Origin of the sequence: Brachybacterium sillae (assembly GCF_025028335.1) — a bacterium.
In the GTDB taxonomy this organism is placed as follows: domain Bacteria; phylum Actinomycetota; class Actinomycetes; order Actinomycetales; family Dermabacteraceae; genus Brachybacterium; species Brachybacterium sillae.
In genome coordinates this window covers 323,317-345,089 of the sequence record NZ_JAFEUW010000001.1, presented here as the reverse complement: position 1 = coordinate 345,089, position 21,773 = coordinate 323,317, and the positions used below count along the sequence as shown (strand labels likewise).

Annotated in this window: 20 protein-coding genes; 12 read left to right on the top strand and 8 right to left on the bottom strand. The window is 70.2% G+C overall.

The annotated features are described in order from the left end of the window. Positions 1 to 44 precede the first annotated feature (44 nt). Both JSY14_RS01580 and JSY14_RS01575 read right to left on the bottom strand, forming a co-directional pair. On the bottom strand, positions 45 to 569 hold the full coding sequence (locus JSY14_RS01580) for a PKD domain-containing protein (RefSeq protein ID WP_259557006.1): 525 nt from the start codon (positions 567 to 569) through the stop codon (positions 45 to 47). Positions 570 to 1,111: 542 nt separating this feature from the next. Further along, positions 1,112 to 1,870: a DUF6318 family protein gene (locus JSY14_RS01575; protein ID WP_259557004.1), complete on the bottom strand. Its 759-nt coding sequence runs from the start codon at positions 1,868 to 1,870 to the stop codon at positions 1,112 to 1,114. A 180-nt stretch (positions 1,871 to 2,050) separates the two neighbouring features. On the opposite strand from JSY14_RS01575, the gene JSY14_RS01570 reads away from it, so the two are divergent. The 8 genes from JSY14_RS01570 to JSY14_RS01535 all read left to right on the top strand — a co-directional run bounded on the left by JSY14_RS01570 (position 2,051) and on the right by JSY14_RS01535 (position 10,070). Then, on the top strand, positions 2,051 to 2,407 hold the full coding sequence (locus tag JSY14_RS01570; RefSeq protein ID WP_259557003.1) for a histidine triad nucleotide-binding protein: 357 nt from the start codon (positions 2,051 to 2,053) through the stop codon (positions 2,405 to 2,407). An 11-nt stretch (positions 2,408 to 2,418) separates the two neighbouring features. Beyond that, complete coding sequence (locus JSY14_RS01565) at positions 2,419 to 3,489, top strand: PhoH family protein (protein ID WP_259557002.1); 1,071 nt, start codon at positions 2,419 to 2,421, stop codon at positions 3,487 to 3,489. Next, positions 3,486 to 3,950 carry an rRNA maturation RNase YbeY gene (ybeY, locus tag JSY14_RS01560; protein ID WP_259557001.1) on the top strand — a complete coding sequence of 155 codons (465 nt, stop codon included), beginning with the start codon at positions 3,486 to 3,488 and terminating at the stop codon, positions 3,948 to 3,950. Before JSY14_RS01565 ends, ybeY begins: the two co-directional genes overlap by 4 nt. 18 nt (positions 3,951 to 3,968) lie before the next feature. After that, entirely contained in the window at positions 3,969 to 5,447 is a 1,479-nt protein-coding gene (locus JSY14_RS01555; protein WP_259557000.1) for a hemolysin family protein, read from the top strand. Next, positions 5,444 to 6,382, top strand: coding sequence for a GTPase Era (era, locus tag JSY14_RS01550; RefSeq protein WP_259556999.1), 939 nt, complete (start codon positions 5,444 to 5,446; stop codon positions 6,380 to 6,382). Before JSY14_RS01555 ends, era begins: the two co-directional genes overlap by 4 nt. A gap of 218 nt (positions 6,383 to 6,600) precedes the next feature. Further along, positions 6,601 to 8,403, top strand: coding sequence for a 2-isopropylmalate synthase (gene leuA, locus JSY14_RS01545; protein WP_259556998.1), 1,803 nt, complete (start codon positions 6,601 to 6,603; stop codon positions 8,401 to 8,403). 106 nt (positions 8,404 to 8,509) lie between these two features. After that, positions 8,510 to 9,241: a DNA repair protein RecO gene (gene recO, locus JSY14_RS01540; protein WP_259556997.1), complete on the top strand. Its 732-nt coding sequence runs from the start codon at positions 8,510 to 8,512 to the stop codon at positions 9,239 to 9,241. A 28-nt stretch (positions 9,242 to 9,269) separates the two neighbouring features. Further along, positions 9,270 to 10,070, top strand: a complete 801-nt coding sequence (locus tag JSY14_RS01535) for an isoprenyl transferase (RefSeq protein ID WP_259556996.1) — start codon at positions 9,270 to 9,272, stop codon at positions 10,068 to 10,070. On the opposite strand, the gene JSY14_RS01530 is transcribed toward JSY14_RS01535, so the two are convergent. The 5 genes from JSY14_RS01530 to JSY14_RS01510 form a co-directional block, all read right to left on the bottom strand. Then, positions 9,997 to 10,506 (bottom strand): DedA family protein, encoded by a 510-nt coding sequence (locus JSY14_RS01530; protein WP_259556995.1) that lies wholly within the window; start codon positions 10,504 to 10,506, stop codon positions 9,997 to 9,999. The genes JSY14_RS01535 and JSY14_RS01530 overlap by 74 nt on opposite strands. Before the next feature lie 10 nt (positions 10,507 to 10,516). Continuing rightward, positions 10,517 to 10,903 carry a Fur family transcriptional regulator gene (locus JSY14_RS01525; RefSeq protein ID WP_259556994.1) on the bottom strand — a complete coding sequence of 129 codons (387 nt, stop codon included), beginning with the start codon at positions 10,901 to 10,903 and terminating at the stop codon, positions 10,517 to 10,519. Positions 10,904 to 11,028: 125 nt separating this feature from the next. Beyond that, a complete protein-coding gene (locus JSY14_RS01520; protein ID WP_259556993.1) occupies positions 11,029 to 11,892 on the bottom strand; it encodes a metal ABC transporter permease in 864 nt (287 codons plus the stop codon). Next, a complete protein-coding gene (locus tag JSY14_RS01515) occupies positions 11,889 to 12,704 on the bottom strand; it encodes a metal ABC transporter ATP-binding protein (RefSeq protein ID WP_259556992.1) in 816 nt (271 codons plus the stop codon). The genes JSY14_RS01520 and JSY14_RS01515 overlap by 4 nt, the downstream gene beginning before the upstream one ends. After that, positions 12,701 to 13,885, bottom strand: coding sequence for a metal ABC transporter substrate-binding protein (locus JSY14_RS01510; protein WP_259556991.1), 1,185 nt, complete (start codon positions 13,883 to 13,885; stop codon positions 12,701 to 12,703). Before JSY14_RS01510 ends, JSY14_RS01515 begins: the two co-directional genes overlap by 4 nt. A 178-nt stretch (positions 13,886 to 14,063) precedes the next feature. Between JSY14_RS01510 and JSY14_RS01505 the strand changes: the two genes are divergently transcribed. Continuing rightward, on the top strand, positions 14,064 to 15,455 hold the full coding sequence (locus JSY14_RS01505) for a glycine--tRNA ligase (RefSeq protein WP_259556990.1): 1,392 nt from the start codon (positions 14,064 to 14,066) through the stop codon (positions 15,453 to 15,455). Between the two features lie 329 nt (positions 15,456 to 15,784). Here the strand turns inward: JSY14_RS01505 and JSY14_RS01500 are convergent, their stop codons facing one another. Beyond that, positions 15,785 to 16,912, bottom strand: a complete 1,128-nt coding sequence (locus tag JSY14_RS01500; protein WP_259556989.1) for an LLM class flavin-dependent oxidoreductase — start codon at positions 16,910 to 16,912, stop codon at positions 15,785 to 15,787. 190 nt (positions 16,913 to 17,102) lie between these two features. On the opposite strand from JSY14_RS01500, the gene dusB reads away from it, so the two are divergent. The 3 genes from dusB to dnaG are packed head-to-tail and all read left to right on the top strand — an operon-like array spanning position 17,103 to position 21,710. Beyond that, positions 17,103 to 18,314 (top strand): tRNA dihydrouridine synthase DusB, encoded by a 1,212-nt coding sequence (gene dusB / locus JSY14_RS01495; RefSeq protein WP_259556988.1) that lies wholly within the window; start codon positions 17,103 to 17,105, stop codon positions 18,312 to 18,314. A gap of 1 nt (position 18,315) precedes the next feature. After that, complete coding sequence (locus tag JSY14_RS01490; RefSeq protein WP_259556987.1) at positions 18,316 to 19,671, top strand: deoxyguanosinetriphosphate triphosphohydrolase; 1,356 nt, start codon at positions 18,316 to 18,318, stop codon at positions 19,669 to 19,671. Continuing rightward, entirely contained in the window at positions 19,668 to 21,710 is a 2,043-nt protein-coding gene (gene dnaG / locus JSY14_RS01485; protein WP_259556986.1) for a DNA primase, read from the top strand. The genes JSY14_RS01490 and dnaG overlap by 4 nt, the downstream gene beginning before the upstream one ends. The last annotated feature ends 63 nt before the right edge of the window (positions 21,711 to 21,773 follow it).

Below are 21,773 nucleotides of genomic sequence, written 5' to 3'. Positions count from 1 at the left end.
CGTTGGTGGATGCCCCCCTAGGACTGTGGGTGGGGTCGGTGTGGTTATCGGGTTTCGTGTCCGGCTCGGGGGTTGGGGTGGCCTTCGGTGTCGGGGGTGCGGTCAGGAACGATGGGTTCGGGGGGCTCGGTGGAGTCGGGGTTCACGAGGCGGGATTCGAGGGAGTTGGAGTAGAGGGGGACGGGGGTGGAGTCGATGGTGATGGTGCCGTCGATGTCCTGCCAGGGGCCACCGTTGACGGAGAACTGTCCGGCGAACGTGGTGGTCAGGGTGATGTCATACCAGCCCTCGGTCTCGTAGTAGTAGGCGACCTCTTCAGACGGATACGGCTTGCCGCGTTTGGTGGTGGTGATCGTGCCGCCATCACCCATCGACCAGGTGTAGGAGACGGGGATCGCTCGGACCTGGACGGGGGTGCCCAGCAGCGTGGTGTCGAGAATCTGATCGGTGGGCTCGACATACAGGACGGTGGGGGAGTTGACCGGGATCCACCCGGCCTCCGGGCCCGCATGCGGCACCAACGGTTCGACGGGCAGGCGAGCGAAGTCCTCCCGCGTCACCGTGATCACCACCGGAGCCCCCGCCCCCGCCACACCGCCAGTGCTGCCGGGCTGCCCGGGGGTGACACACCGGAACCCCAGGTCACTGGTCGCACCAGTCGCGACCTCCGTCCGCGTCCCCCTTTGTGAATACGCACCAGCCTCAGCCCCCGAGGCACCAGGCTGCGGGATACCCACGACATCCGACCCGGTCAGCCGCCACCGGGCCTGACCCTGCGCCTCACAACTCCCCACCGCGAACCCACACTCACCCGCCTCCGAACACTCCGGAGTCACCGCCTCCTCACGCTCCCACCACGTCGTAAACGCCGGAGGACGACGCGCGGGAGTATTAGCGGAAGTGTGATCGGGTTGATTTGAGCTGTGGGGTATATTCCTTGTCGCTTTCGAGCTCCAACCCCCTTTTACCCATGCCTGGAACTCATTATTGTCGGCAACCCCACCGAGGTCATTGCCGTCAGCATATGCGAAGGTGGTCGGTGTGATCGTAAGTGCAAGCGCAAATACGCCTGCACGGACAAAATCCCTAGGCGTGAGTAGGCCGTGCGCGATCACCCCTCCTCCCTCCGGGTATCGGTGGCTCCGCCTTCCATTTTCCACTCCCCGTCTTTCCAAGCAATGTTGCTTCCAAGGACGTAGAAGACTACCGACGTCTCTTCGGCGGGGTTGTTCTCGTTGTCATGGAAGGCCACTCGTACCTGGCGTCGAGCGTCATACTCTGCTCCGTCGTACTCACTTGTCCGCGACTCGACTTCTCCGCGCTCAATCTTCGCATTCTGCCAGAGTCCGCCGTTCTGGCGGTAGTCTGCGATTTGAATCGCCAGGGATTGGCAATTCCGGCAATTTTCTGTGGCCATCGCCATGGCCGGTTCAGGGTCGCCGGTCTGGTACCCCCAGAGCACCAGGTCCCAGTAATACGCGAACGCCTGTTCTGCGCCTTCCTGGGTGTGTTGGTCCATGCCCGGGTAGTCCTTGGGGTCGGGCTTGGGGATGTTCGCGACGACGGTTCCGCCGCCGTCGGAGGCGCCACCGTCGGTAGTGCCGCCGGCGTCGCTCGGTGCGCCCGGGGTCGTCTCTCCGCCGCCGTCAGAGGTGGCGGGGAAGTCTGAGACCACCGTCGGGGGAAATGTGGCTGCGTCTCTCGAACTCTCCCCACCACAGGCCGCAACACCCAGCATCACGACCCCCGCCAGCGCAACAGCCCCCAGACGGCGCCCCCCACCGGGCCGACGCCAGTCGGCCCGCGTCGGGAGAGGCGTCTCCTGGGCAGAGACAGCGGCGGTGGTCGTTTCAACGCTCAGCGGGGGCATCACGGAGTCCTCGAGATCGGCGACGGGTCCGCCCAGCACCCTAACCAGACGTGACCCCCGGCACATCGGCCGAAGGTGCCGTGTGGATAACGGTGCCGGCGGGTGCCGACCGTGCTCGACTTCCGCTGCCCACCCGACCACGAGGGTCGTTCGTCGGCGGCCCGCCGTAGGATCGGACGCATGACCACCACCGCCCAGAACGCCGAGCCCGCCGTCGAGCCCGACTGCGTCTTCTGCCGGATCGTCGCCGAGGAGATTCCTGCGGATCGCGTCTACGAGGACGAGTCCGTGATCGCCTTCCGAGACCTCCATCCGCAGGCTCCCGTGCACGTGTTGGTGGTGCCTCGCGTCCACCGCCGTGACGTCACCGCCCTCGCTCTGCACCCCGATCTTCTCGCCCACGTCGTGGAGGTCGCCGGTCGCGTCGCCGAGCAGGAGGCCGACGGGCAGTTCCGCCTGGTGTTCAACACCGGTGAGGCAGCCGGTCAGACCGTCTTCCACGTCCACGCCCACGTCCTGGCGGGAAGCCGCCAGTGAGAAGGAGAGCTGTGACCTCAGCCGAGGCACCCGGCCCTGCCCCCCAGGTGATCGAACGCCGGCTGGCGATCCCCGACCACCTCAGTCCCTTCCAGATCCTCGGAGAGAGCGACCAGGCCCTCGCCGCTCTCGCGGACGTCGTCCCCGAGACCGACGTTCATGTGCGCGGCCACCAGGTGACCCTGCGCGGCCTCGAGCAGGCGGTCTCCCGGGCCGAGCACATCGTCCGGTCGCTGATCGAGATGGCGACCTCCGGGCAGCCGGTCACCGCGGAAGCCGTCGAGCGGGCCGCGGCCCTCTACGGCGATGACCGCCGCGCGGGGGAGCGGATCGATGAGGTCCTCGCCCGCACGGTGCTGTCCGCGCGCGGCCGCACCATCCGGCCGAAGACCCTCGGCCAGAAGCAGTACATCGACGCGATCGAGACCTCCACCATCACCTTCGGCATCGGCCCTGCCGGCACCGGAAAGACCTATCTGGCCGTGGCGATGGCGGTGCGGAAGCTGCTGAACAAGGAGATCAACCGGATCATCCTGACCCGCCCCGCAGTGGAGGCCGGCGAGCGTCTCGGATTCCTCCCCGGAAGTCTGAACGAGAAGATCGACCCGTACCTGCGGCCTCTGTACGACGCGCTGCACGACATGCTCGACCCCGATTCGATCCCGCGATTGATGGGTGCCGGCACCATCGAGGTCGCGCCGCTGGCGTACATGCGCGGGCGCACCCTCAACGACGCGTTCATCATCCTCGACGAGGCGCAGAACACCACCCCGGAACAGATGAAGATGTTCCTCACCCGCCTGGGGTTCAACTCCACGATGGTGGTCACCGGCGACATCACGCAGGTGGATCTGCCCGGTTCCCAGACCAGCGGCCTGCGTGTGGTGGAGAAGGTCCTCGCCGGGATCGACGACATCTCCTTCTGTCGCCTCACCCCGCGGGATGTGCTCCGCCACCGGCTCGTCAGCGACATCGTCGAGGCCTACGGCCGCTGGGAGGTCGGCTCCGGCAACCGCGCCGAGCGCCGCCACGGCGACCCCGCCCGACCCCATACGACCTCCTCGAAGGGAGCCTCCCGATGACCGTCGAGGTCAACAACGAGACCACCACGCGGATCGATGAACAGGAGTTCATCCACCTCGCGGAGTTCGTCATGTCCGCGATGCACCTGCACCCGGCCACCGAGCTGTCCCTGCTGTTCGTGGACGAGACGGCCATGACAGACCTGCACGTGCGGTGGATGGATGAGCCGGGGCCGACCGACGTGCTGAGCTTCCCGATGGACGAGCTGCGCCCCGGATCCGAGGATGACCCCGCGGAAGAGGGACTGCTGGGTGACATCGTCATCTGCCCCAGCGTCGCCGCCCGGCAGGCGAAGGAGTCCGGTCACTCGGCCGTGGAGGAGATGCTGCTTCTCACCACCCACGGCATCCTGCATCTGCTCGGGTTCGATCACGCCGAGGAGGAGGAGCGTCGGGTCATGTTCGACCTGCAGCGCCGTCTGCTGCTCACCTTCCTCGCCGGCCGCGGCCGCCAGAACTGAGCGGGAGTACTCCGACACATGACCCCTCTGATCCCCGTCCTGCTGCCGCTCGCGCTGCTCGGCCTGGTGCTCGGCGCGCTGCTGTCGGCCGCCGATGCCGCCCTGCTGGCCACCAACCGCGCGCGCCTGGACCGCGAGCTCGACGACCGTCCCGAGCGGATCCGCCGCCGCGCCCTGCGCCAGTACGACGATGCACCGCGCACCTTCGCCTCCATCACCCTGGGCCGGATCGCGTCGGAAGTGCTGCTCGTCGTCGGCATCACCGGCATGATCTTCGCGCTCATCGACCGTGATCTGGTCGCGACGCTCGTGGCGCTGCTCGTGTCGGTCACGGTCGCCTTCCTCGGTGTGTCCGTCTCGCCGCGCACCCTCGGCCGCCGCGAACCGGAGAAGGTCGCCGTGCGCCTGTCCGGTCTGATCTCGGTGACCCGGCAGCTGCTGGGCCTCCCGTCGGGTCTGCTGATCCACATCGGTTCCGCCTTCACCCCTGGTGGCAAGGTCCACGGCGGCCCGTACGCGACCGAAGCCGAGCTGCGGCACTTCGTGGACCGCGCCACCGAGAACGACGAGCTCGAGCACGATGAACGCGACATGATCCGCGGTGTGTTCGACCTGGGGGGCACCCACATCCGTGAGCTCATGGTGCCCCGCACCGACATGGTCACCATCAGCGCGGACGCGTCAGCCGAGAAGGCGATCCGCCTGTTCGTCCGCTCCGGTCACTCCCGCATTCCCGTCATCGGTGACAGCGTCGACGACCTGCTCGGCATGCTGTACGTCAAGGACGTCATGCGCGCGGTCCACTCCCCGTGGGATCCACGCCCCGCGATCCCGGTCACCGAGGTGATGCGCCCGGCGCAGTTCGTTCCCGAATTCGTCGGCGCCGACGATGTGCTGCGGATGATGCAGACCAGCCGCGTGCACGTCGCGATCATCGTCGACGAATACGGCGGCGTCAGCGGCATCGTGACCATCGAGGACGTGCTGGAGGAGATCGTCGGGGACATCGCCGACGAGCATGACCGCACCGAACCCGAGATCGAGGACCTGGGGGAGGGCGCGTTCCGGGTCCCCTCGAGGGAGACCGTCAGCACCGTCGGCGAGCTGTTCGGCCTGGAGATCGAGGACGACGACGTCGACACCGTCGGCGGGCTGCTCGCCAAAGCCCTGGGAAAGGTCCCGGTGGTCGGTGCCGAGGCCGACGCCCACGGTCTGCACATGGTCGCGGAGAAGACCTCCGGGCGCCGCAAGCGGGTCTCGACCCTGCTGGTCACCCGGACCCCGCGCACCGAGGAGACCGCGGAGGACGACAGCGGCCGCCACGAGGACCGTCGAGAAGAGCGCCGCGAGGACCGCCGCGAGGAGGTCTCCGGACCCGAGGACCACGAGGACCGTCACGAGTCCCACCGTGACGGGCACACCGAGAGCCGCATCGCACTGCGCGCCGAGGGCAGCCGCCGTGCAGACCGCACCCTGGGGGCGGAGGAGGACGCATGAGCACGCCGCACCGCGCAGGCTTCGTCGCGATCGTCGGACGGCCCAACGTCGGCAAATCCACCCTCACCAACGCGTTGGTGGGGGAGAAGGTCGCCATCACCAGCTCCAAACCCCAGACCACCCGCCGGGCCATCCGTGGCATCCTCACCCGGCCCGACGCCCAGATCGTTCTGGTCGACACCCCCGGGGTGCACCGTCCTCGCACGTTGCTCGGCCAGCGTCTGAACGACCTGGTGCGGGAGACCCTCACCGAGGTCGACGTGGTGGCGTTCTGCCTTCCGGCGGACCAGAAGATCGGCCCCGGGGACCGTTACATCGCCCAGGACCTCGCCGAGATGCGACAGGGCCGCCGCGGCCCCCGCCTGGTGGCCGTGGTGACGAAGACTGATCTGGTGGGCCCCGAACGGGTGGCCGAGCACCTGCTGGCCGTCCACGAGCTGCTGGACCCCGACGAGATCGTGCCGATCAGCGCAGCCACCGGACGCCAGGTCGATGTCCTGGTCGACGTCATCGCCGGACAGCTGCCGGAGGGGCCACAGCTGTACCCCGACGAGGTCCTCACCGAGGAGAGCGACGCCGATCGCATCGCCGAACTGATCCGGGAGGCCGCCCTCGAGGGGGTGCGCGATGAGCTGCCGCACTCGATCGCCGTGGTCGTCGAGGAGATCGTCGAGGAGAGCCCGGACGGTGACGCCTTCGCCGAGGTCGAACCCGGCTCCGGCCGGCTCGTCGTGCGGGCGAGCGTGTTCGTCGAACGCGACAGCCAGAAGGGCATCATCATCGGTCGCGGCGGGTCGCGCCTGAAGGAGGTCGGGTCCCGCGCCCGCGCTGAGATCAACCAGCTGCTGGGCCGCCGCGTGCACCTGGATCTGCGGGTCAAGGTCGCCAAGGACTGGCAGCGCGATCCCAAACAGCTGGGTCGTCTCGGGTTCTGACCACCGGGCGCGGCCCCGGACGCCCGGAGAACCCCCGTCCGTCCATCATGTGACACACGACGCCTCACGGTCCGGACACTGTTAGCGTTCCTGCCATGAGCACGCGACGACGCCGACGACTGCTTCGCCGCCGCGTCGGGGCCTGACCCGCCGGGACCCCGCCGCGGCAGACCTCTCACGCCCGGCGACCCGTGACGTCCCGAAGGAGAGCTCACCCCATGATCCCCAGCGCCGCCCCCGTGGCCGCCACCGCTGACCCCACGCTGCCCGTCGTCGGCTCCGACGGCACCTCCCCGCAGCAGCCGTCCGGCATGCCCACCCACAAATATGTGCCGTTCAGCCAGCAGATCCGCGTGGATCTGCCCGACCGTCAATGGCCCACCCGCGAGATCACCCGGGCACCGCGCTGGTGCGCCGTCGATCTGCGAGACGGCAACCAGGCCCTCATCGACCCCATGAACACCGAGCGCAAGCTGCGGATGTTCGAGCTGCTGGTGAGGATGGGCTACAAAGAGATCGAGGTCGGCTTCCCCTCCGCCAGCCAGACCGACTACGACTTCGTGCGCACCCTCATCGAGGAGGAGCGCATCCCCGAGGACGTCACCATCCAGGTGCTGACCCAGGCTCGCGAACACCTCATCGAGCGCACCTACCAGGCCATCTCCGGCGCCCGGCAGGCGGTGGTGCACCTGTACAACTCCACGAGCATCGTCCAGCGCGACGTCGTCTTCCGCTCTGACGAGGCCGGCATCCTGGACATCGCCGTGCAGGGTGCCCTGTTGTGCCGCAAGTACGAGGAGACGGTTCCCGACACCACCATCACCTACGAGTACTCCCCGGAGTCGTTCACCGGCACCGAGCTGGAGTACGCGGTGCGGGTGTGCAACGCCGTGATCGACGTCTTCCAGCCGACCCCGGAACGGAAGATGATCGTGAACCTCCCCGCGACGGTGGAGATGGCCACCCCCAACGTGTACGCCGACTCCGTGGAGTGGATGCACAGGCACCTGGACCGCCGCGACAGCCTCGTGCTGTCGCTGCACCCGCACAACGATCGCGGCACCGGGGTCGCGGCCGCGGAGCTGGGGTACCTGGCGGGGGCCGACCGCATCGAGGGCTGCCTCTTCGGCAACGGGGAGCGCACCGGCAACGTCGACCTGGTCACCCTCGGGCTGAATCTGTTCAGCCAGGGCATCGACCCGCAGATCGACTTCTCGGACCTCGACGAGATCCGCCGCACCGTCGAGCACTGCAACCAGATGCGCGTGCCCGAGCGGTCCCCGTACGGTGGCGACCTGGTGTTCACCGCCTTCTCCGGCTCCCACCAGGACGCCATCAAGAAGGGCTTCGAGCGGATGGAGTCCGACGCGGCCGCAGCCGGGAAGCAGATCGACGATCTGGTGTGGCGGGTGCCGTACCTGCCGATCGACCCGAAGGACATCGGACGCTCCTACGAGGCCGTGATCCGCGTGAACTCGCAGTCCGGCAAGGGCGGCATGGCCTATCTGCTGCGCACCGAGCACGGGCTGGATCTGCCGCGTCGCCTCCAGATCGAGTTCAGCGGCATCGTGCAGCGCATAACCGACAGCCAGGGCGGGGAGATCTCCCCAGAGGCGCTGTGGGAGGCCTTCACCGACGAATACCTGCCCTCGCCCGATCCGGCTCGGGCCTGGGGCCGCTTCGGATTCGGCGGCGTCAGCATCGAATCGGGGCCTGAGGGGGCCGACGCGATCACGGTGCAGCTGCGTGTCGACGGCGAGGAGCGGACCGTGCAGGGCCTCGGCAACGGGCCGCTGGACGCCTTCGTGAAGGCCCTGGCCTCCCGGGGCGTGCACCTGAGGATCCTGGACTATGCCGAGCATGCGCTCACCGAGGGGGATGATTCGCTGGCGGCGGCCTACGTGGAATGCGAGATCGAGGACGCGATCTTCTGGGGCGTGGGCATCGACGGTTCCATCACCCGCGCCTCCATGCAGGCGATCATCTCGGCCCTGAACCGGGCGCAGCGCGTCGAGCGCTGACCGGCGCCGGCGCGCGGAGCACAGACCCACCACAGTGCTCCGCGTGCGGCCGGGCCGATCACGTCGTCCCTCCGGTGTCGGTGCCAGCGTCTAGAGTGCGGGCATCATGCAGAAGCTGTACCGCGACCACGCCCTGGTGCTGCGAACCCACCCTCTCGGAGAGGCGGACCGCATCATCACGCTGCTCACGCGGCGTCACGGGAAGGTGCGCGCCGTGGCCAAAGGGGTGCGGCGCACCGGGAGCCGGTTCGGCGCGCGACTGGAGCCGTTCACCCTGGTGGATCTGCAGCTGCATGCGGGGCGGTCCCTGCACACGGTGACGCAGGTGGAGACGATCGAGACCTTCGCCCAGCCGATCTGCACCGATTACCCGCGCTTCACCGCCGGCTCAGCGATCCTGGAGACCGCGGACCGACTGACCGACGACGTGGTCGACCCCTCCGCGCGGCAGTTCCTGCTGCTCGTCGGGGCCCTGCGCTCTTTGGCCTCGGGGGCGCACGAATCCTCGCGGGTGCTCGATGCGTTCCTGTTGCGCACCCTGGCGCTGTCCGGGTGGGCGCCGGAGCTGCGGGTGTGCGCCTCCTGCGGGACGCAGGGGCCGCACCATGCCCTCGACGTCTCCGCCGGGGGACTGGTGTGCACGGCCTGCCGTCGGCCCGGGGCGGTGGCGGTGCGGCAGGCCGCGATCGATCACATGATCTTCCTGCTCGCCGGGGACTGGCAGCAGGTCGACGCCGCGGATGCGACCGTCGCCCTCGAGGCGAGCCGTGTCATCGCCGACATCGTCACCTGGCACCTGGAGCGTGGGGTGCGTGCCCTCGCGTACGTCGAGCGGTGAGCTCTCCCGACCTGCGAGAATCGGAGCCATGAGCCGTCCCCCCGCCGTCGTCGAGCCCTTCGAACATCCCAGCGGCGCCCAGCCTCCCCAGCTGCCGTCGGCGGTGATCCCCCGGCATGTGGCGATCGTGATGGACGGCAACGGCCGGTGGGCGAACCAGCGTGGACTGCCCCGCACGGCGGGGCACGAGGCGGGGGAGGCCGCCCTGCTGGATGTGGTGGCGGGCGCGCTGCAGATCGGAGTCACGCACCTGTCGGCGTACGCGTTCTCGACGGAGAACTGGAAACGGTCACCCGATGAGGTCCGTTTCCTCATGGGCTTCTCCCGCCAGGTGCTGCGACGTCAGCGCGACACACTGAACTCGTGGGGGGTGCGGATCGTGTGGATCGGCCGCGAGCAGCGGCTGTGGTCCTCGGTGATCCGCGAGCTGAAGGAGGCCGAGGAACTCACCCGCCACAACACCCGCATGACCCTGTACATGTGCGTGAACCATGGGGGCCGGGCGGAGATCGTCGACGCGGTGCGGGAGATCGCCGAGCAGGCCCGCGCCGGTCGGATCCGTGGCCGCGGCATCACCGAGGCGTCCTTCGCCAGACATCTGGGGGACCCCGACATGCCCGACGTCGACTTGTTCCTGCGCACCAGCGGGGAGCAGCGCACCTCGAACTTCCTGCTCTGGCACGCCGCCTACGCCGAGCTGGTGTTCGTCCCCGAGCTGTGGCCCGATGTGGACCGGACCGTGCTGTGGCGTGCGATCACCGATTACGCGCGGCGGGATCGTCGTTTCGGAGGGGCGATCGATCGCCCTCACGCCGAGGCCGAAGGATGAGCGCGATCAGCAGCGCCACCACTGCCACCAGCACGGCCACTGCGGCCCACGGTGAGCGCAGGAACAGCTCCAGCCACAGCGCCACCGCGCTGATCCCCACCAGCGCGTAGATCAACGCCCACGCGAGGCCGCCGACGGCCAGGGCGGGCAGGTAGTGGCGCAACGGCATGCGGGTGATCCCTGCGGCGGCGTTCGCGGCGGTCTGGAACCCGACGGTGAGGAAACTGAGCGCCACCACCGGCGCTCCGCGCCGGGCGACCAGCTCCATCGCTGCTTCGACCCGGGGGGAGTCGAGCACCTGCGCCATCCGGCCGCGTCGTGCCAGGCGGTGGGCCATGCGCCCCAGGGCGTAGGTCGCGCCGGCGCGGCCCAGGACCACCACGTAGAGAAACGCGACCGCCTCGACGATCGGCAGGGACCGCAGCCAGTCGATCATGACGACCCGGTCACCGGGCGGAGTGCTCCGGGCACAGGCCGAAGACCTCCATCGTGTGGTCGATATCGGTGAACCCGTGCTCGGCGGCGATCTGTTCGGCCCACTGCTCCATCTGCGGGGCCTGGAACTCGACGGTGCGGCCGCACTCGCGGCACACCAGGTGATGATGGTGCGCAGCCTGCTCGCACTGCCGATAGATCGCTTCGCCGTCGTCGGTGGTCAGCACGTCGACGTCCCCGGCGGACGCCAGGGCCTGCAGGTTGCGGTACACCGTGGCGAGCGCGACGGGATCCCCGGCCGCGCGCAGATCCTCATGGATCTGCTGAGCGGTCCGGAAGTCCTCCTGACGGCCGAGGGCGGCCAGGATGGCGGTGCGCTGCTTTGTGGTGCGCTGCACGGCGGGAGCCTCCGGGATCGGGATCGGGTGATGCTCAGGACTGTACGGGATGCGGCACCCTGGGGTGGAGCGGACGTTCCCCGCGTCACCGCCCAGCGGGTCGTCTCAGTGCGCGGCCCGCCGGGTCACTGCGCGGTGCGTCGGCTCGCGGCTCGCGGCAGCGCGGTCCCCGCGATCAGCCCCACGACATAGACCGCGATCGCGAGCAGTACGATCACGCCACCGGGCGGCAGGTCGACGTACGCGGTGATCACCAGGCCCACGATGGCGCACAGCACGCCGATGACGGAGGCCGTGAGCATCGTCCGGGCGAAACCGCTGACGACGGTGCGGGCTGCTGCCACCGGCACGATCATCAGGGCGCTGACCATCAGGGCGCCGACCACCCGCATGGCCAAGGTGACCGTGAGGGCGGCGATCACCGCCAGCAGAATGTTCAGGGCGCGCACCGGAAGCCCGGCGGCGCGCGCGAACTCCTCGTCACTGGTGACCGCGAACAGCATGCGCCGCAACCCCACCCCGACGCCGATCACCACCACCGCGAGCACCAGCGCGGTCCACAGGTCGGCGGAACTGACCGTGGCGATCGATCCGAACAGGTAGGCCATGAGGTTCTGCGAGGTGCCTCCCGCGGCCTGGATCAGCACCACACCGCCGGCGATGCCGCCGTAGAACAGGATGGCGAGGGCGACGTCCCGGCTGGTGTGCCCGACCTCCCGCACCAGTTCGATCGCGATCGCCCCGAGCACGGCGGCGATGAGTGCCCCCGGGATGGCCAGGGTCTGCGGCAGTGCGGCGCCGGTCCAGGCGGCGACCAGCCAGCCCACGGCGATACCGGTGAGGGCCACGTGCCCGAGGCCGTCGCCCAGCAGGGACAGACGCTTCTGCACCAGGTAGGTGCCGACGATCGGGGCGGTGAGGCCGATGAGGATCGCGATGATCAGCGGGAACCGCATGATGTCGCTGGTCAGCAGGTCAAGGGGGCTCACGGGTGCAGCAGCTCCTGTCCCAGACACTGGGCGGCATCGACCGGGTGCTCGTGCCCGGGGTCGAGAAGGGGACGGTCAGCGGGGGCGCCGTCATGCACCACCCGGCCGGCGTCGAGGACGACGACACGACTGAGATCGTCGGCGAGGGGACCGAGGTCATGCAGCACCACCAGGACGGTGGTGCCGCCGGCGACAAGCTCGCGCAGAATGCCGGCGAGGAGCTCCTGCCCCGGGATGTCCACCCCGGTGAAGGGCTCGTCGAGCACCAGCAGGTCGGGGCGCTTGACCAGCGCCCGGGCGAGCATCACCCTCTGACGCTGACCACCGGACATCTCGCTGATCGGCCGCCGCGCCAAGGCGGACAGGCCGACGAGGTCCAGGGCCGCCCGGACCCTCGGATCACGGCTGCGGGCGAACCACGCCGACGGCCCGAGCAGACCCGTGGCGACGGTCTCCGCGGCCGTGGCGGGGATGTTCCCGGCGTCGGCGGTGTGCTGCGGAACATAGCCGAGCACGCGATGCGCGCGTCCGTCCCGCACCGGCGTCCCGATGATCTCCGCCTGCCCGCTGTCGAGAGCCTGCGCACCCACCAGGGCGCGCAACAGAGTCGACTTCCCCGACCCGTTGGCCCCGAGCAGACCCACCATCTCCCCGCGCCGCACCGCGACGGACACACCGTCGAGCACCGTCCGGGGACCGTAGGCCAGATGCGCATCGCGCACCTCGAGGACCACCTCCGCACGGGGCGGCAGGGGCGACGGGGAGGGGACCACGGCCGACACGGCCGGATCCGGGGCGGGCGACGGGGTCATGCCCAGCTCTGGGTGAGGGCGGCGGCGTTCGAGCGCATGACGGCAGGGTAGTCGGCCTCCGGTGACTGCTGGGTCTCCAGGTTGTCGAGCTGCGCAGTGGTGACGCCGACGCGCTCGGCGAGGGTGGTGGCGACCTTCGGACTGGCGGTGGCCTCGAAGAACACGGTGGTCACGTTCTCCTCGGTGATCGTCCGCTCCAGTTCCAGCAGACGCTGCGGGCTGGGTTCGGTCTCCGGGTCGATGCCGCTGATCCCGATCTGGTCAAGACCGTAACGCTCGGCCAGATAGGTGAAGGCGGCGTGGCTGGTGACGAAGGGCTTGGGACCCGCCACCTCGCTGAACGTGCCGGTGAGCTCCTCATCCAGAGCGGTGAGATCGGCGACGACGCGGTCGGTGCGCTCACGGATCGCTGCGGCGGCCTGAGGGGCGACGGATGCGAGCTGCTCCCCGAGGGCACCGGCCAGGGTCGCCATGCGCTGCGGATCATGCCAGAAGTGCGGATCCGTGGAGCCGTGATCGTGGCCGTCGCCCTCGGTGTGGGCCTCTCCCGCGTGCTCGTCCGCGGTCTTCTCCGTGTGGTCCTCAGCCTCCTCATGGTCGTGGTCGGCGTGGTCGTCATCGGAGGGATCGCCCCCTGCATCGGAGGCGGCGCTCTCCTCCCCGTGCGCGTGGTCGCCGTGGTCGTGCTCCTCCGCAGCGGAGGCCGGCAGCAGCTCCACCACCTGGCTCACGTCGAGCACCGGCCCCTCGGTGCGGCGCGTGAGGGCGTCGTCGAGAGCGGGCTGGTACCCCGGGATCACGGTGACCAGGGCAGCCTCCGTGACCTGCGCGACCTTCGCCATCGACAGTTCGAGCCCGTGGGGATCTCCGCCCCCGGCGGCGAGGTCGATCACCTCCACGGCGTCCCCACCGATGGCCTGCACCAGGTAGGTGAGGGCGTAGGTGCCGGTGATGACCTGCGGACGCCCGCCGGCCCCGGCGCCCGCGCCCGTGCTCCCGCAGGCGCTGAGCGCCAGTGCGCCACCGCCGATCAGGCCGGTCGAGACGAGGGCGCGACGGGAGATCCCGCGGGGCGGGATCGCCTCGGCGGCGGGCCGAGCGAGACGGGGGGAGCGGTCGGGGCCCACGGATGCGCCGCGGGTGGGGGAGGGACGGACGTCGGTGAGGCGGGAGAAGTGCATGAGAGTCATTCTCATTGAAGGGCGGGTCAGGGGCAAGTCGGTGCGGGGTCCGGGTGGTCGTGCTCACGTCCTGCCGGGGCGCGTCGATATGCTGGCCTCGCGCGCGGGGACCAGGACAGTCGCCGTGGCGACGGCCCGCAGCGCACCGTCCATCCGCCCCCGTCCGCAGGAGATCTCCGTGGCCAAGCCGCCCGCCAGCACGTTGGACAACGTCATCGCCCTCGCCAAGAAGCGGGGCTTCGTGTTCCCGGCCGGTGAGATCTACGGAGGAACCCGGTCCGCGTGGGACTACGGACCCCTCGGTGTCGAGCTGAAGGAGAACGTCAAGCGGGAGTGGTGGAACACCTTCGTCCGCGGCCGGGAGGACATGGTCGGCCTCGACTCCTCGATCATCCTGCCCTCCAAGGTGTGGGAGGCCTCCGGGCACGTCGCGACGTTCACCGATCCGCTGGTGGAGTGCAAGCAGTGCCACCAGCGTTTCCGTGAGGACCACCTCATCGAGGAGTTCACCGAGCGCAAGGGGCGCGCCCCCGAGGGCGGCCTCGCCGAGGTGCCGTGCCCGAACTGCGGTGCCCGCGGTGAGTTCACCGAGCCGCAGCAGTTCAGCGGTCTGATGAAGACCTACCTCGGCCCGGTGCAGTCCGAGGCCGGGTTGCACTACCTGCGCCCCGAGACCGCGCAGGGCATCTTCGTCAACTTCCTCAACGTCGTGAACGCTTCCCGCATGAAGCCGCCGTTCGGCATCGGTCAGGTGGGCAAGGCGTTCCGCAACGAGATCACCCCGGGCAACTTCATCTTCCGCACCCGCGAGTTCGAACAGATGGAGATCGAGTACTTCACCCGCCCGGAGGACGCCGAGGAGCACTTCCGCGCCTGGGTCGAGGACTGCTGGAACTGGTTCGTCGACCTCGGCATCGACCCCGACAACATGCGCCGATTCGAGGTTCCGGAGGAGGAGCGCGCGCACTACAGCGCAGGCACCATCGACCTCGAGTACCGCTTCGGCTTCCAGGGCTCGGAATGGGGCGAGCTGATGGGCGTGGCGAACCGCACCGACTTCGACCTCTCCAGCCACACCGAGGCCTCCGGCACGAAGATGCAGTACTTCGACCAGGCCGCGAACGAGCGCTACACCCCGTATGTCATCGAGCCGAGCTTCGGTCTCACCCGGTCGATGATGGCCTTCCTCATCGACGCCTACGCCGAGGACGAGGCGCCCAACACCAAGGGCGGGGTGGACGTGCGCACCGTGCTGAAGCTGGACCCGCGCCTGGCGCCGGTGAAGGCCGCGGTGCTGCCGCTGTCCAAGAGCGAGGACCTGGTGCCCCGCGCCCAGGAACTCGCCCGTGAGCTGCGCCGCGAATGGAACGTGGAGGTCGACTCCACCCAGGCGATCGGCCGCCGGTACCGGCGCCAGGACGAGATCGGCACCCCGTTCTGCCTCACCGTCGACTTCGACACCGCGCAGGACCAGGCCGTCACGATCCGCGACCGCGACACCATGCAGCAGGAGCGGGTGGCGCTCACGCAGGTCGCCTCCTACCTGCGGGAGCGGCTGCACGGCGCCTGATCGACGACGGCGCAGCCGCGCCACCGCTGGGCGAGAGCGCCGATCCGCCCCATGACGACGACCCCTTCCCGGGACCAAGCGCCCGAGAAGGGGTCGTGTCAGCACGGGAGACTGGGTGTGCGGCGCACCGCACCGCAGTCATCGTGAGCCACCGGGTAAGGGCTCCCGATCGCGCACCGGTCGGGAAGGACGTGGCCGGGTGCCGTGCCGGTCGGTGTGACAGTCGCCAGCCGGGGCCCGGCCGCTCCGACACGACGGCCCTGCTCGGGTGGAGCAGGGCCGTCGTGCTGCGCGGGCACGGTCGGCCGGCCCCCGGAGCGGGCCGCCGGTCAGCGGGAGCCGGTGGCCTCCCGCAGGATCGGCGCGACGCGCTCGGCGAGCACCCGCACGATGCCGCGTTGCGCGTCCTGGGGGATGCCCGCCGGCAGATGCACGACGAGTTCATCGGCCGCGAGGACTGCCGGGTCCTGCAGCAGGGCCTCCGCCACGGTCTCGGCCACCTCCAGGTGGACGGTGCCGAACACGGCCGCGCGCCCGCCGATCTCCGTGCCGGTGTGCGCCGCCGCGGTCCCGCCCAGCGATGCCGCGCGCTCCCGCGGCGGCAAGGAGGGGAACAGTTCGAGTGTGGCCTCATCGGCCACCGGGATCACCTGGCGACCCACCGAGACGAAGCCGTCCGAGTCGTCGTGTGCCCGGCGGGCCTCCCGGTAGGCGGCGATCACCTCCACCTGCATCTCCTCGAGGGAACGGCCGGAGCCGTCGTCGGGATGCAGAGTCGCCAACTGCAGGCCCAGACCGCGCCGAGCGGCATCCTCCGCCCGCTCGATGCTCGCCGCCCCGTAGGCGAGACGGGAGCGCAGCGTCGGCGACTGCGGTCGGATCCGCAGCGGTGTGCCCGGCTCGACGCCCTCGATGTGCTCATCGGCCATCGCCACCACCTCACCGTCGAGGAAGTTGAGCAGGTCGGTGAGAAGTCGGTCGACGTGGGTGCGCTGATCCTCGGCGAGACTGCCGAAGGCGCGGGCATAGACACCGTCATGGGAGGAATACCCCGGGGCCACACCGATCCGCAGCCGCCCACCGGTGAGGAGATCGGTGGTGGCGAGGTCCTCCGCGAGGCGCGCGGCGTTCTCGAACCGCAGCGGGATGACCTGTGTGCCGAGGTCGATGCGCAGCGCGCGCTGCGCCGCGGCCGCGAGGAAGGGCAGCGGGGCGGACAGCCATTCCTGCAGGTGACGGGTGCGCACGTAGGCGGCGTCGAGGCCGAGTTCGTCAGCGAGATCGATGAGGGTGAGGGCGTCCTCGATGCCCTGGGAGCGGACGGTGCCGCCGCGCTCGGACACCCCGTCGTGACCGGCGGTGGCGAGGATGCCGATCCGCAGCGGCGTGCGCGACGGATCCGGCGTCGCGGCGGGGTGGGGGAGGGCGTCGGGGGTCCGATCATCGCTGCTGGTCATGGCTCCTCCTCGCGGGCTGACAGGGTCGGTGTCGGCCGGAGGCTCCCGGGCGCGCGGCCGTCACGTCCCACTCTGCCAGGACCGGGCCGGGACTGCGAGGTGGTCCGCAGCCGCCGCCGACCCGCAGAACCTGCGAGGTGGTCCACACCCGGTGCCGCCGGGCCGCGGAACCTGGGACAATCGGCGGACGATGACCGCGCTGCCCGCCCCCGCCCCCCGGACCGACGCCGACCGACCGGCCCCTGCCCGGCGGTCGCTCACCATCGGACCGCACACCGTCGACACCCCCGTGGTGCTGGCACCGATGGCGGGCATCACCAACACGGCGTTCCGACTGCTCTGCCGGGAGTTCGGCGCGCTCCACAGCGACGATGATGGCGGGTTCTTCGTCTCCGAGATGGTCACCACCCGCGCCCTGGTCGAGGGCCACCGCGAATCGTGGCGGCTGCTGCGGATGGCGCCACGGGAGACCCCGCGATCGGTCCAGCTGTACGGGGTGGATCCGACGACCGTCCGCCGCGCCGTGGAGATGATCCTCGAACGCGACATGGCCGACCACATCGACCTGAACTTCGGCTGCCCCGTTCCGAAGGTCACCCGGCGCGGTGGCGGGGGCGTGCTGCCATGGAAGACCGAGCTGTTCACGCGGATCGTCCGCGCCGCGGTCGAGGCCGCCGGAGACGTGCCCGTCACGGTGAAGACCCGCATGGGCATCGACGAGGACCACCTCACCTACCGCGACGCCGGGCTGATCGCCCAGGAGGTCGGGGCCGCGGCCATCGCCCTGCACGGCCGCACCGTGGTGCAGCACTACAGCGGGGACGCCCAGTGGGAGGCCATCGCCGACCTGAAACAGCTGATCACCGGCATCCCCGTGCTGGGCAACGGAGACATCTGGTCTGCCGAGGACGCCCTGCGGATGGTCGAGCAGACCGGATGTGACGGAGTCGTCGTCGGCCGCGGATGCCAGGGCCGCCCGTGGCTGTTCGCCGACCTCGCGGCCGGGTTCGCCGGCCGTCCCGATCGTGTGCAGCCGAGCCTCGGCGAGGTGGCGGCCGTCGTGCGGCGCCACGCCGAACTGCTGGTCGACTTCTTCGAGGACGAGGGCCGAGGCGTGCGGGACCTGCGCAAACATGTCGCCTGGTACTTCAAGGGCTACCCGGTCGGCGGTCGCATGCGGCACCGCCTGGCCACCATGGAATCCCTCGCCGATCTGGACACGAAGCTCGCGGAGCTCGACCTCGACTCGCCCTACCCGGGGGAGGCGGTGGAGGGGCCGCGCGGACGTGCCGGGACCCCGAAACGGGCCGTGGTGCCGGAGGGCTGGATGGAGTCCCGGGAGCTCAGTGCGGAGCATCAGCAGCGTCTGCACGAAGCCGAGCTGGACACCTCGGGAGGCTGAGATGCGCACCCCCACCACCGGTCCTGCACCGTCCACCACAGGTGCCATCGCCCTGTCGGCGGCGTACACCGAAGCGGATATCGAACGCTACGCGCCGGAACCGCCGAAGTCCGCGGCCCGCACCCCGTTCCAACGGGATCGAGCCCGGATCCTGCACTCCAGTGCGCTGCGGCGCCTCGGCGCGAAGACCCAGGTGCTCGGCGCCGGCTCCAACGACTTCGTCCGCACCCGCCTGACCCATTCCCTCGAGGTGGCGCAGGTGGGGCGGGACATTGGAGCGGAACTGGGCTGCGACCCGGATGTGGTCGACGCCGCCTGCCTCTCCCACGACCTCGGTCACCCGCCCTTCGGACACAACGGGGAGCGGGTGCTGAACGACCTCGCCACCGGGTTCGGGGGCTTCGAGGGCAATGCCCAGACACTGCGACTGCTCACCCGGCTGGAACCGAAGATCGTCGGTGTCGACCGCCCCTACGGGCTGAACCTCACCCGTGCGGTGCTCGACGCCTGCATCAAATACCCGTGGGCGCGCGGGGAGGGGCCGAACCCCGCCAGTCCGAAGTTCGGCGCCTACGCCGACGATCGACCGATCTTCGACTGGGCCCGGCAGGGTGCACCGGAGCTGCGCAAGTGCCTCGAGGCGCAGGTCATGGACCTCGCCGACGACATCGCCTACTCCGTGCACGACGTGGAGGACGCCGTCACCGGCGGCACCCTGGACCTCGGCCGGCTGTCCGATCCGCTGGAGCGGCATGCCGCCCTGTACGTGGTGCAGGACTGGTACACGCCCGACGACGACCTGGCCGCACTCGACGAGGCGTTGTCGCGGCTCGAGGCCCAGCCATGGTGGGTGCTGTCCTTCACCGGGGATCTTCGCTCCTCCGCCGCGTTGAAGGACATGACCAGCCAGCTCATCGGCCGGTTCACCCACGCCGCGGTCGATGCCACCCGGGAGGCCCACGGGGAGCGCCCCGGCGCCGTCGAAGGCGGCCGACATCGCGCCGAGGTGTTACTGCCCGAGACCACCCGTCTCGAGATCGCGGTGCTGAAGGGCCTCGCCGCCGCCTACGTGATGAGCGCCGAGGCGCAGCAGCCGGTCTACGCCGAACAGGAGCAGATCATCCGCGACCTGTACGCGGCGCTGTGGCGCACCGGTCCCTCGCATCTGACACCGCTGTTCCGCGAGCTGTGGGAGCAGGCCGCCGACGATGACGCCCGACGCCGGGTGGTCATCGACCAGATCGCGTCCTTCACCGATGTCAGCGCCCGCCGTCTGCACGAGGAACTGTATGAGGCCGGGGACAGCCACATGACCGCGGCCGACCGGCCGCTGCCGGGACTGGGGGTGGACCTGTGAACCAGGGCCGCATCCGCCGGGAGGACGTCGACCTGGTGCGCGAACGCGCCCGGCTCGACGAGATCGTCGGCGAGCACGTGACCCTGCGCAGCGCCGGCATCGGCTCCATGAAGGGCCTGTGCCCCTTCCACGACGAGAAGACTCCGTCGTTCCACATCCGCCCGCAGCTGGGGCACTGGCACTGCTTCGGCTGCGGTGAGGGCGGGGATGTCATCTCCTTCGTGCAGAAGATCGACCACCTCAGCTTCGTCGAGGCGGTGGAGATGCTCGCCGGCCGGTACGGCGTGCAGCTGCACTACGAGGAGACTCCCGGAGGCCAGCGGGGGGAGCGCACCGACTTCGGCACCCGGCAGCGGCTGCTCGACGCCCACGCCGTGGCGGAGGAGTTCTTCCGCGAGCAGCTGATGACCGAGGGGGCCGGGGTGGGGCGCCGGTTCCTCGCCGAGCGCGGATTCAGCCGAGCGGACGCGGAGATGTTCGGCGTCGGCTGGGCGCCCGAAGGCTGGGACGGCCTGCTGAAACACCTGCGCGGGCGCGGCTTCACCGAACCCGAGCTGCAGGCCAGTGGGCTCGTCTCGCAGGGGCAGCGCGGCGTCTACGACCGGTTCCGTGGCCGCCTGGTCTGGCCGATCCGCGACATCACCGGCAAGACCATCGGCTTCGGGGCGCGGCGTCTGTTGGAGTCCGACCAGGGCCCGAAGTACCTCAACACCCCGGAGACCCCGATCTATCGCAAGTCGCAGGTGCTGTACGGGCTGGACCTGGCGCGCAAACAGATCGCCGCCGCCCACCGGGTGGTCGTCGTCGAGGGTTACACCGACGTGATGGCTGCGCACCTGGCCGGGGTGCCGCAGGCCGTGGCGACCTGCGGCACCGCCTTCGGCAGCGAGCACGTGCAGATCGTGCGGCGGGTGATGGGGGACACCAACGCCACCGCGGCCCTGCGGCTCGGCTCGGAGAGCAAGGGCCTGTCCGGCGAGGTCATCTTCACCTTCGACGGGGACGCCGCCGGCCAGAAGGCCGCTCTGCGGGCCTTCGCGGAGGACCAGAAGTTCGTGGCGCAGACCTTCGTCGCGGTGGAACCGCACGGCATGGACCCGTGCGAGCTGCGCATCGTCCGCGGAGACGAGGCCGTGCGGGAACTGGTCGAGACCCGACGCCCGCTGTTCGAGTTCGCGATCCGCTCGGTGCTCGACCAGGTGGACCTCGAGACCGTGGAGGGGCAGGTGACGGGTCTGCGGATGGCGGCCCCTGTGGTGGCGGGGATCCGTGACCGCGCCATGCGCCCGGAGTATGCGCGGCGTCTGGCGGGGTGGCTCGGTATGGACGAGCTGACGGTGCGCCGGGCTGTGCAGGACGCCGCCCGCAGCACCACCCAGGTGGGGCGCCATGCGCACCGTCCGGAGGAGGGTGCGCCAGGCGGACCCGGAGATCACGGTGGCCAGGGGACGGCGGCGACCGGCGAAGAGGCTGTCCGCGGGCGTGGCGCGGGCGGCGAGAGGCCCGGCGAGGAGCAGCCCCTGGCTCGCGGACCGCGGCTCCTGGACGTGGTGAGCCCCCGCGACCCCGTCGGGCAGGTGGAGGTCCAGTCCCTGGCGGTGATGCTGCAGGCGCCGCAGATGCTCGACGCGGAGGTGGTTGGGGCCCTGCCCGATGATTCCTTCCACGTGCCCGCTCTGCAGGGGGTGTGGGACGTGATGCTCGCTGCCGGCACGCTGCTGGATGCCGTCGAGGGAACCCTCGCGCCCGCCCGCTACCTCGAGGAGGTGCTGGAGATCGCGGGGGAGACGGTGCGACCGCTGGTGGTGGAGATCGCGACCATGCCGCTGCCGGCGCGGGATGAGGCGGCGCTGGCGCGCCTCGGGGCCTCGCTCATGACCCGTCTCACCGAACTCGCGGTGACCCGCGAGTACTCCGTGCTGAAGCAGCGTCTGCAGCGCACCGACGCCCGTACCGACCCCGAGGCGTACCAGCGTCTGATGGGTCAGCTCGCGGAGCTGCAGGTGCGGCGGCGGGCACTGCGCCGCGACGAGACCTGAGACGGCCGGCCGGGTGGGGCGCGGCGGTGGAGCTCGTGGTCGGCGGCCCGATGCGACCTGAGG

What these genes read in the sequence shown, in the direction of transcription:
- JSY14_RS01575 (WP_259557004.1), bottom strand. Translation starts at nt 1,870, where the DNA reads ATGCCCCCGCTGAGCGTTGAAACGACCACCGCCGCTGTCTCTGCCCAG.
- JSY14_RS01570 (WP_259557003.1), top strand. Translation starts at nt 2,051, where the DNA reads ATGACCACCACCGCCCAGAACGCCGAGCCCGCCGTCGAGCCCGACTGC.
- ybeY (WP_259557001.1), top strand. Translation starts at nt 3,486, where the DNA reads ATGACCGTCGAGGTCAACAACGAGACCACCACGCGGATCGATGAACAG.
- JSY14_RS01555 (WP_259557000.1), top strand. Translation starts at nt 3,969, where the DNA reads ATGACCCCTCTGATCCCCGTCCTGCTGCCGCTCGCGCTGCTCGGCCTG.
- era (WP_259556999.1), top strand. Translation starts at nt 5,444, where the DNA reads ATGAGCACGCCGCACCGCGCAGGCTTCGTCGCGATCGTCGGACGGCCC.
- leuA (WP_259556998.1), top strand. Translation starts at nt 6,601, where the DNA reads ATGATCCCCAGCGCCGCCCCCGTGGCCGCCACCGCTGACCCCACGCTG.
- recO (WP_259556997.1), top strand. Translation starts at nt 8,510, where the DNA reads ATGCAGAAGCTGTACCGCGACCACGCCCTGGTGCTGCGAACCCACCCT.
- JSY14_RS01535 (WP_259556996.1), top strand. Translation starts at nt 9,270, where the DNA reads ATGAGCCGTCCCCCCGCCGTCGTCGAGCCCTTCGAACATCCCAGCGGC.
- JSY14_RS01530 (WP_259556995.1), bottom strand. Translation starts at nt 10,506, where the DNA reads ATGATCGACTGGCTGCGGTCCCTGCCGATCGTCGAGGCGGTCGCGTTT.
- JSY14_RS01515 (WP_259556992.1), bottom strand. Translation starts at nt 12,704, where the DNA reads ATGACCCCGTCGCCCGCCCCGGATCCGGCCGTGTCGGCCGTGGTCCCC.
- JSY14_RS01510 (WP_259556991.1), bottom strand. Translation starts at nt 13,885, where the DNA reads ATGCACTTCTCCCGCCTCACCGACGTCCGTCCCTCCCCCACCCGCGGC.
- JSY14_RS01500 (WP_259556989.1), bottom strand. Translation starts at nt 16,912, where the DNA reads ATGACCAGCAGCGATGATCGGACCCCCGACGCCCTCCCCCACCCCGCC.
- dusB (WP_259556988.1), top strand. Translation starts at nt 17,103, where the DNA reads ATGACCGCGCTGCCCGCCCCCGCCCCCCGGACCGACGCCGACCGACCG.
- JSY14_RS01490 (WP_259556987.1), top strand. Translation starts at nt 18,316, where the DNA reads ATGCGCACCCCCACCACCGGTCCTGCACCGTCCACCACAGGTGCCATC.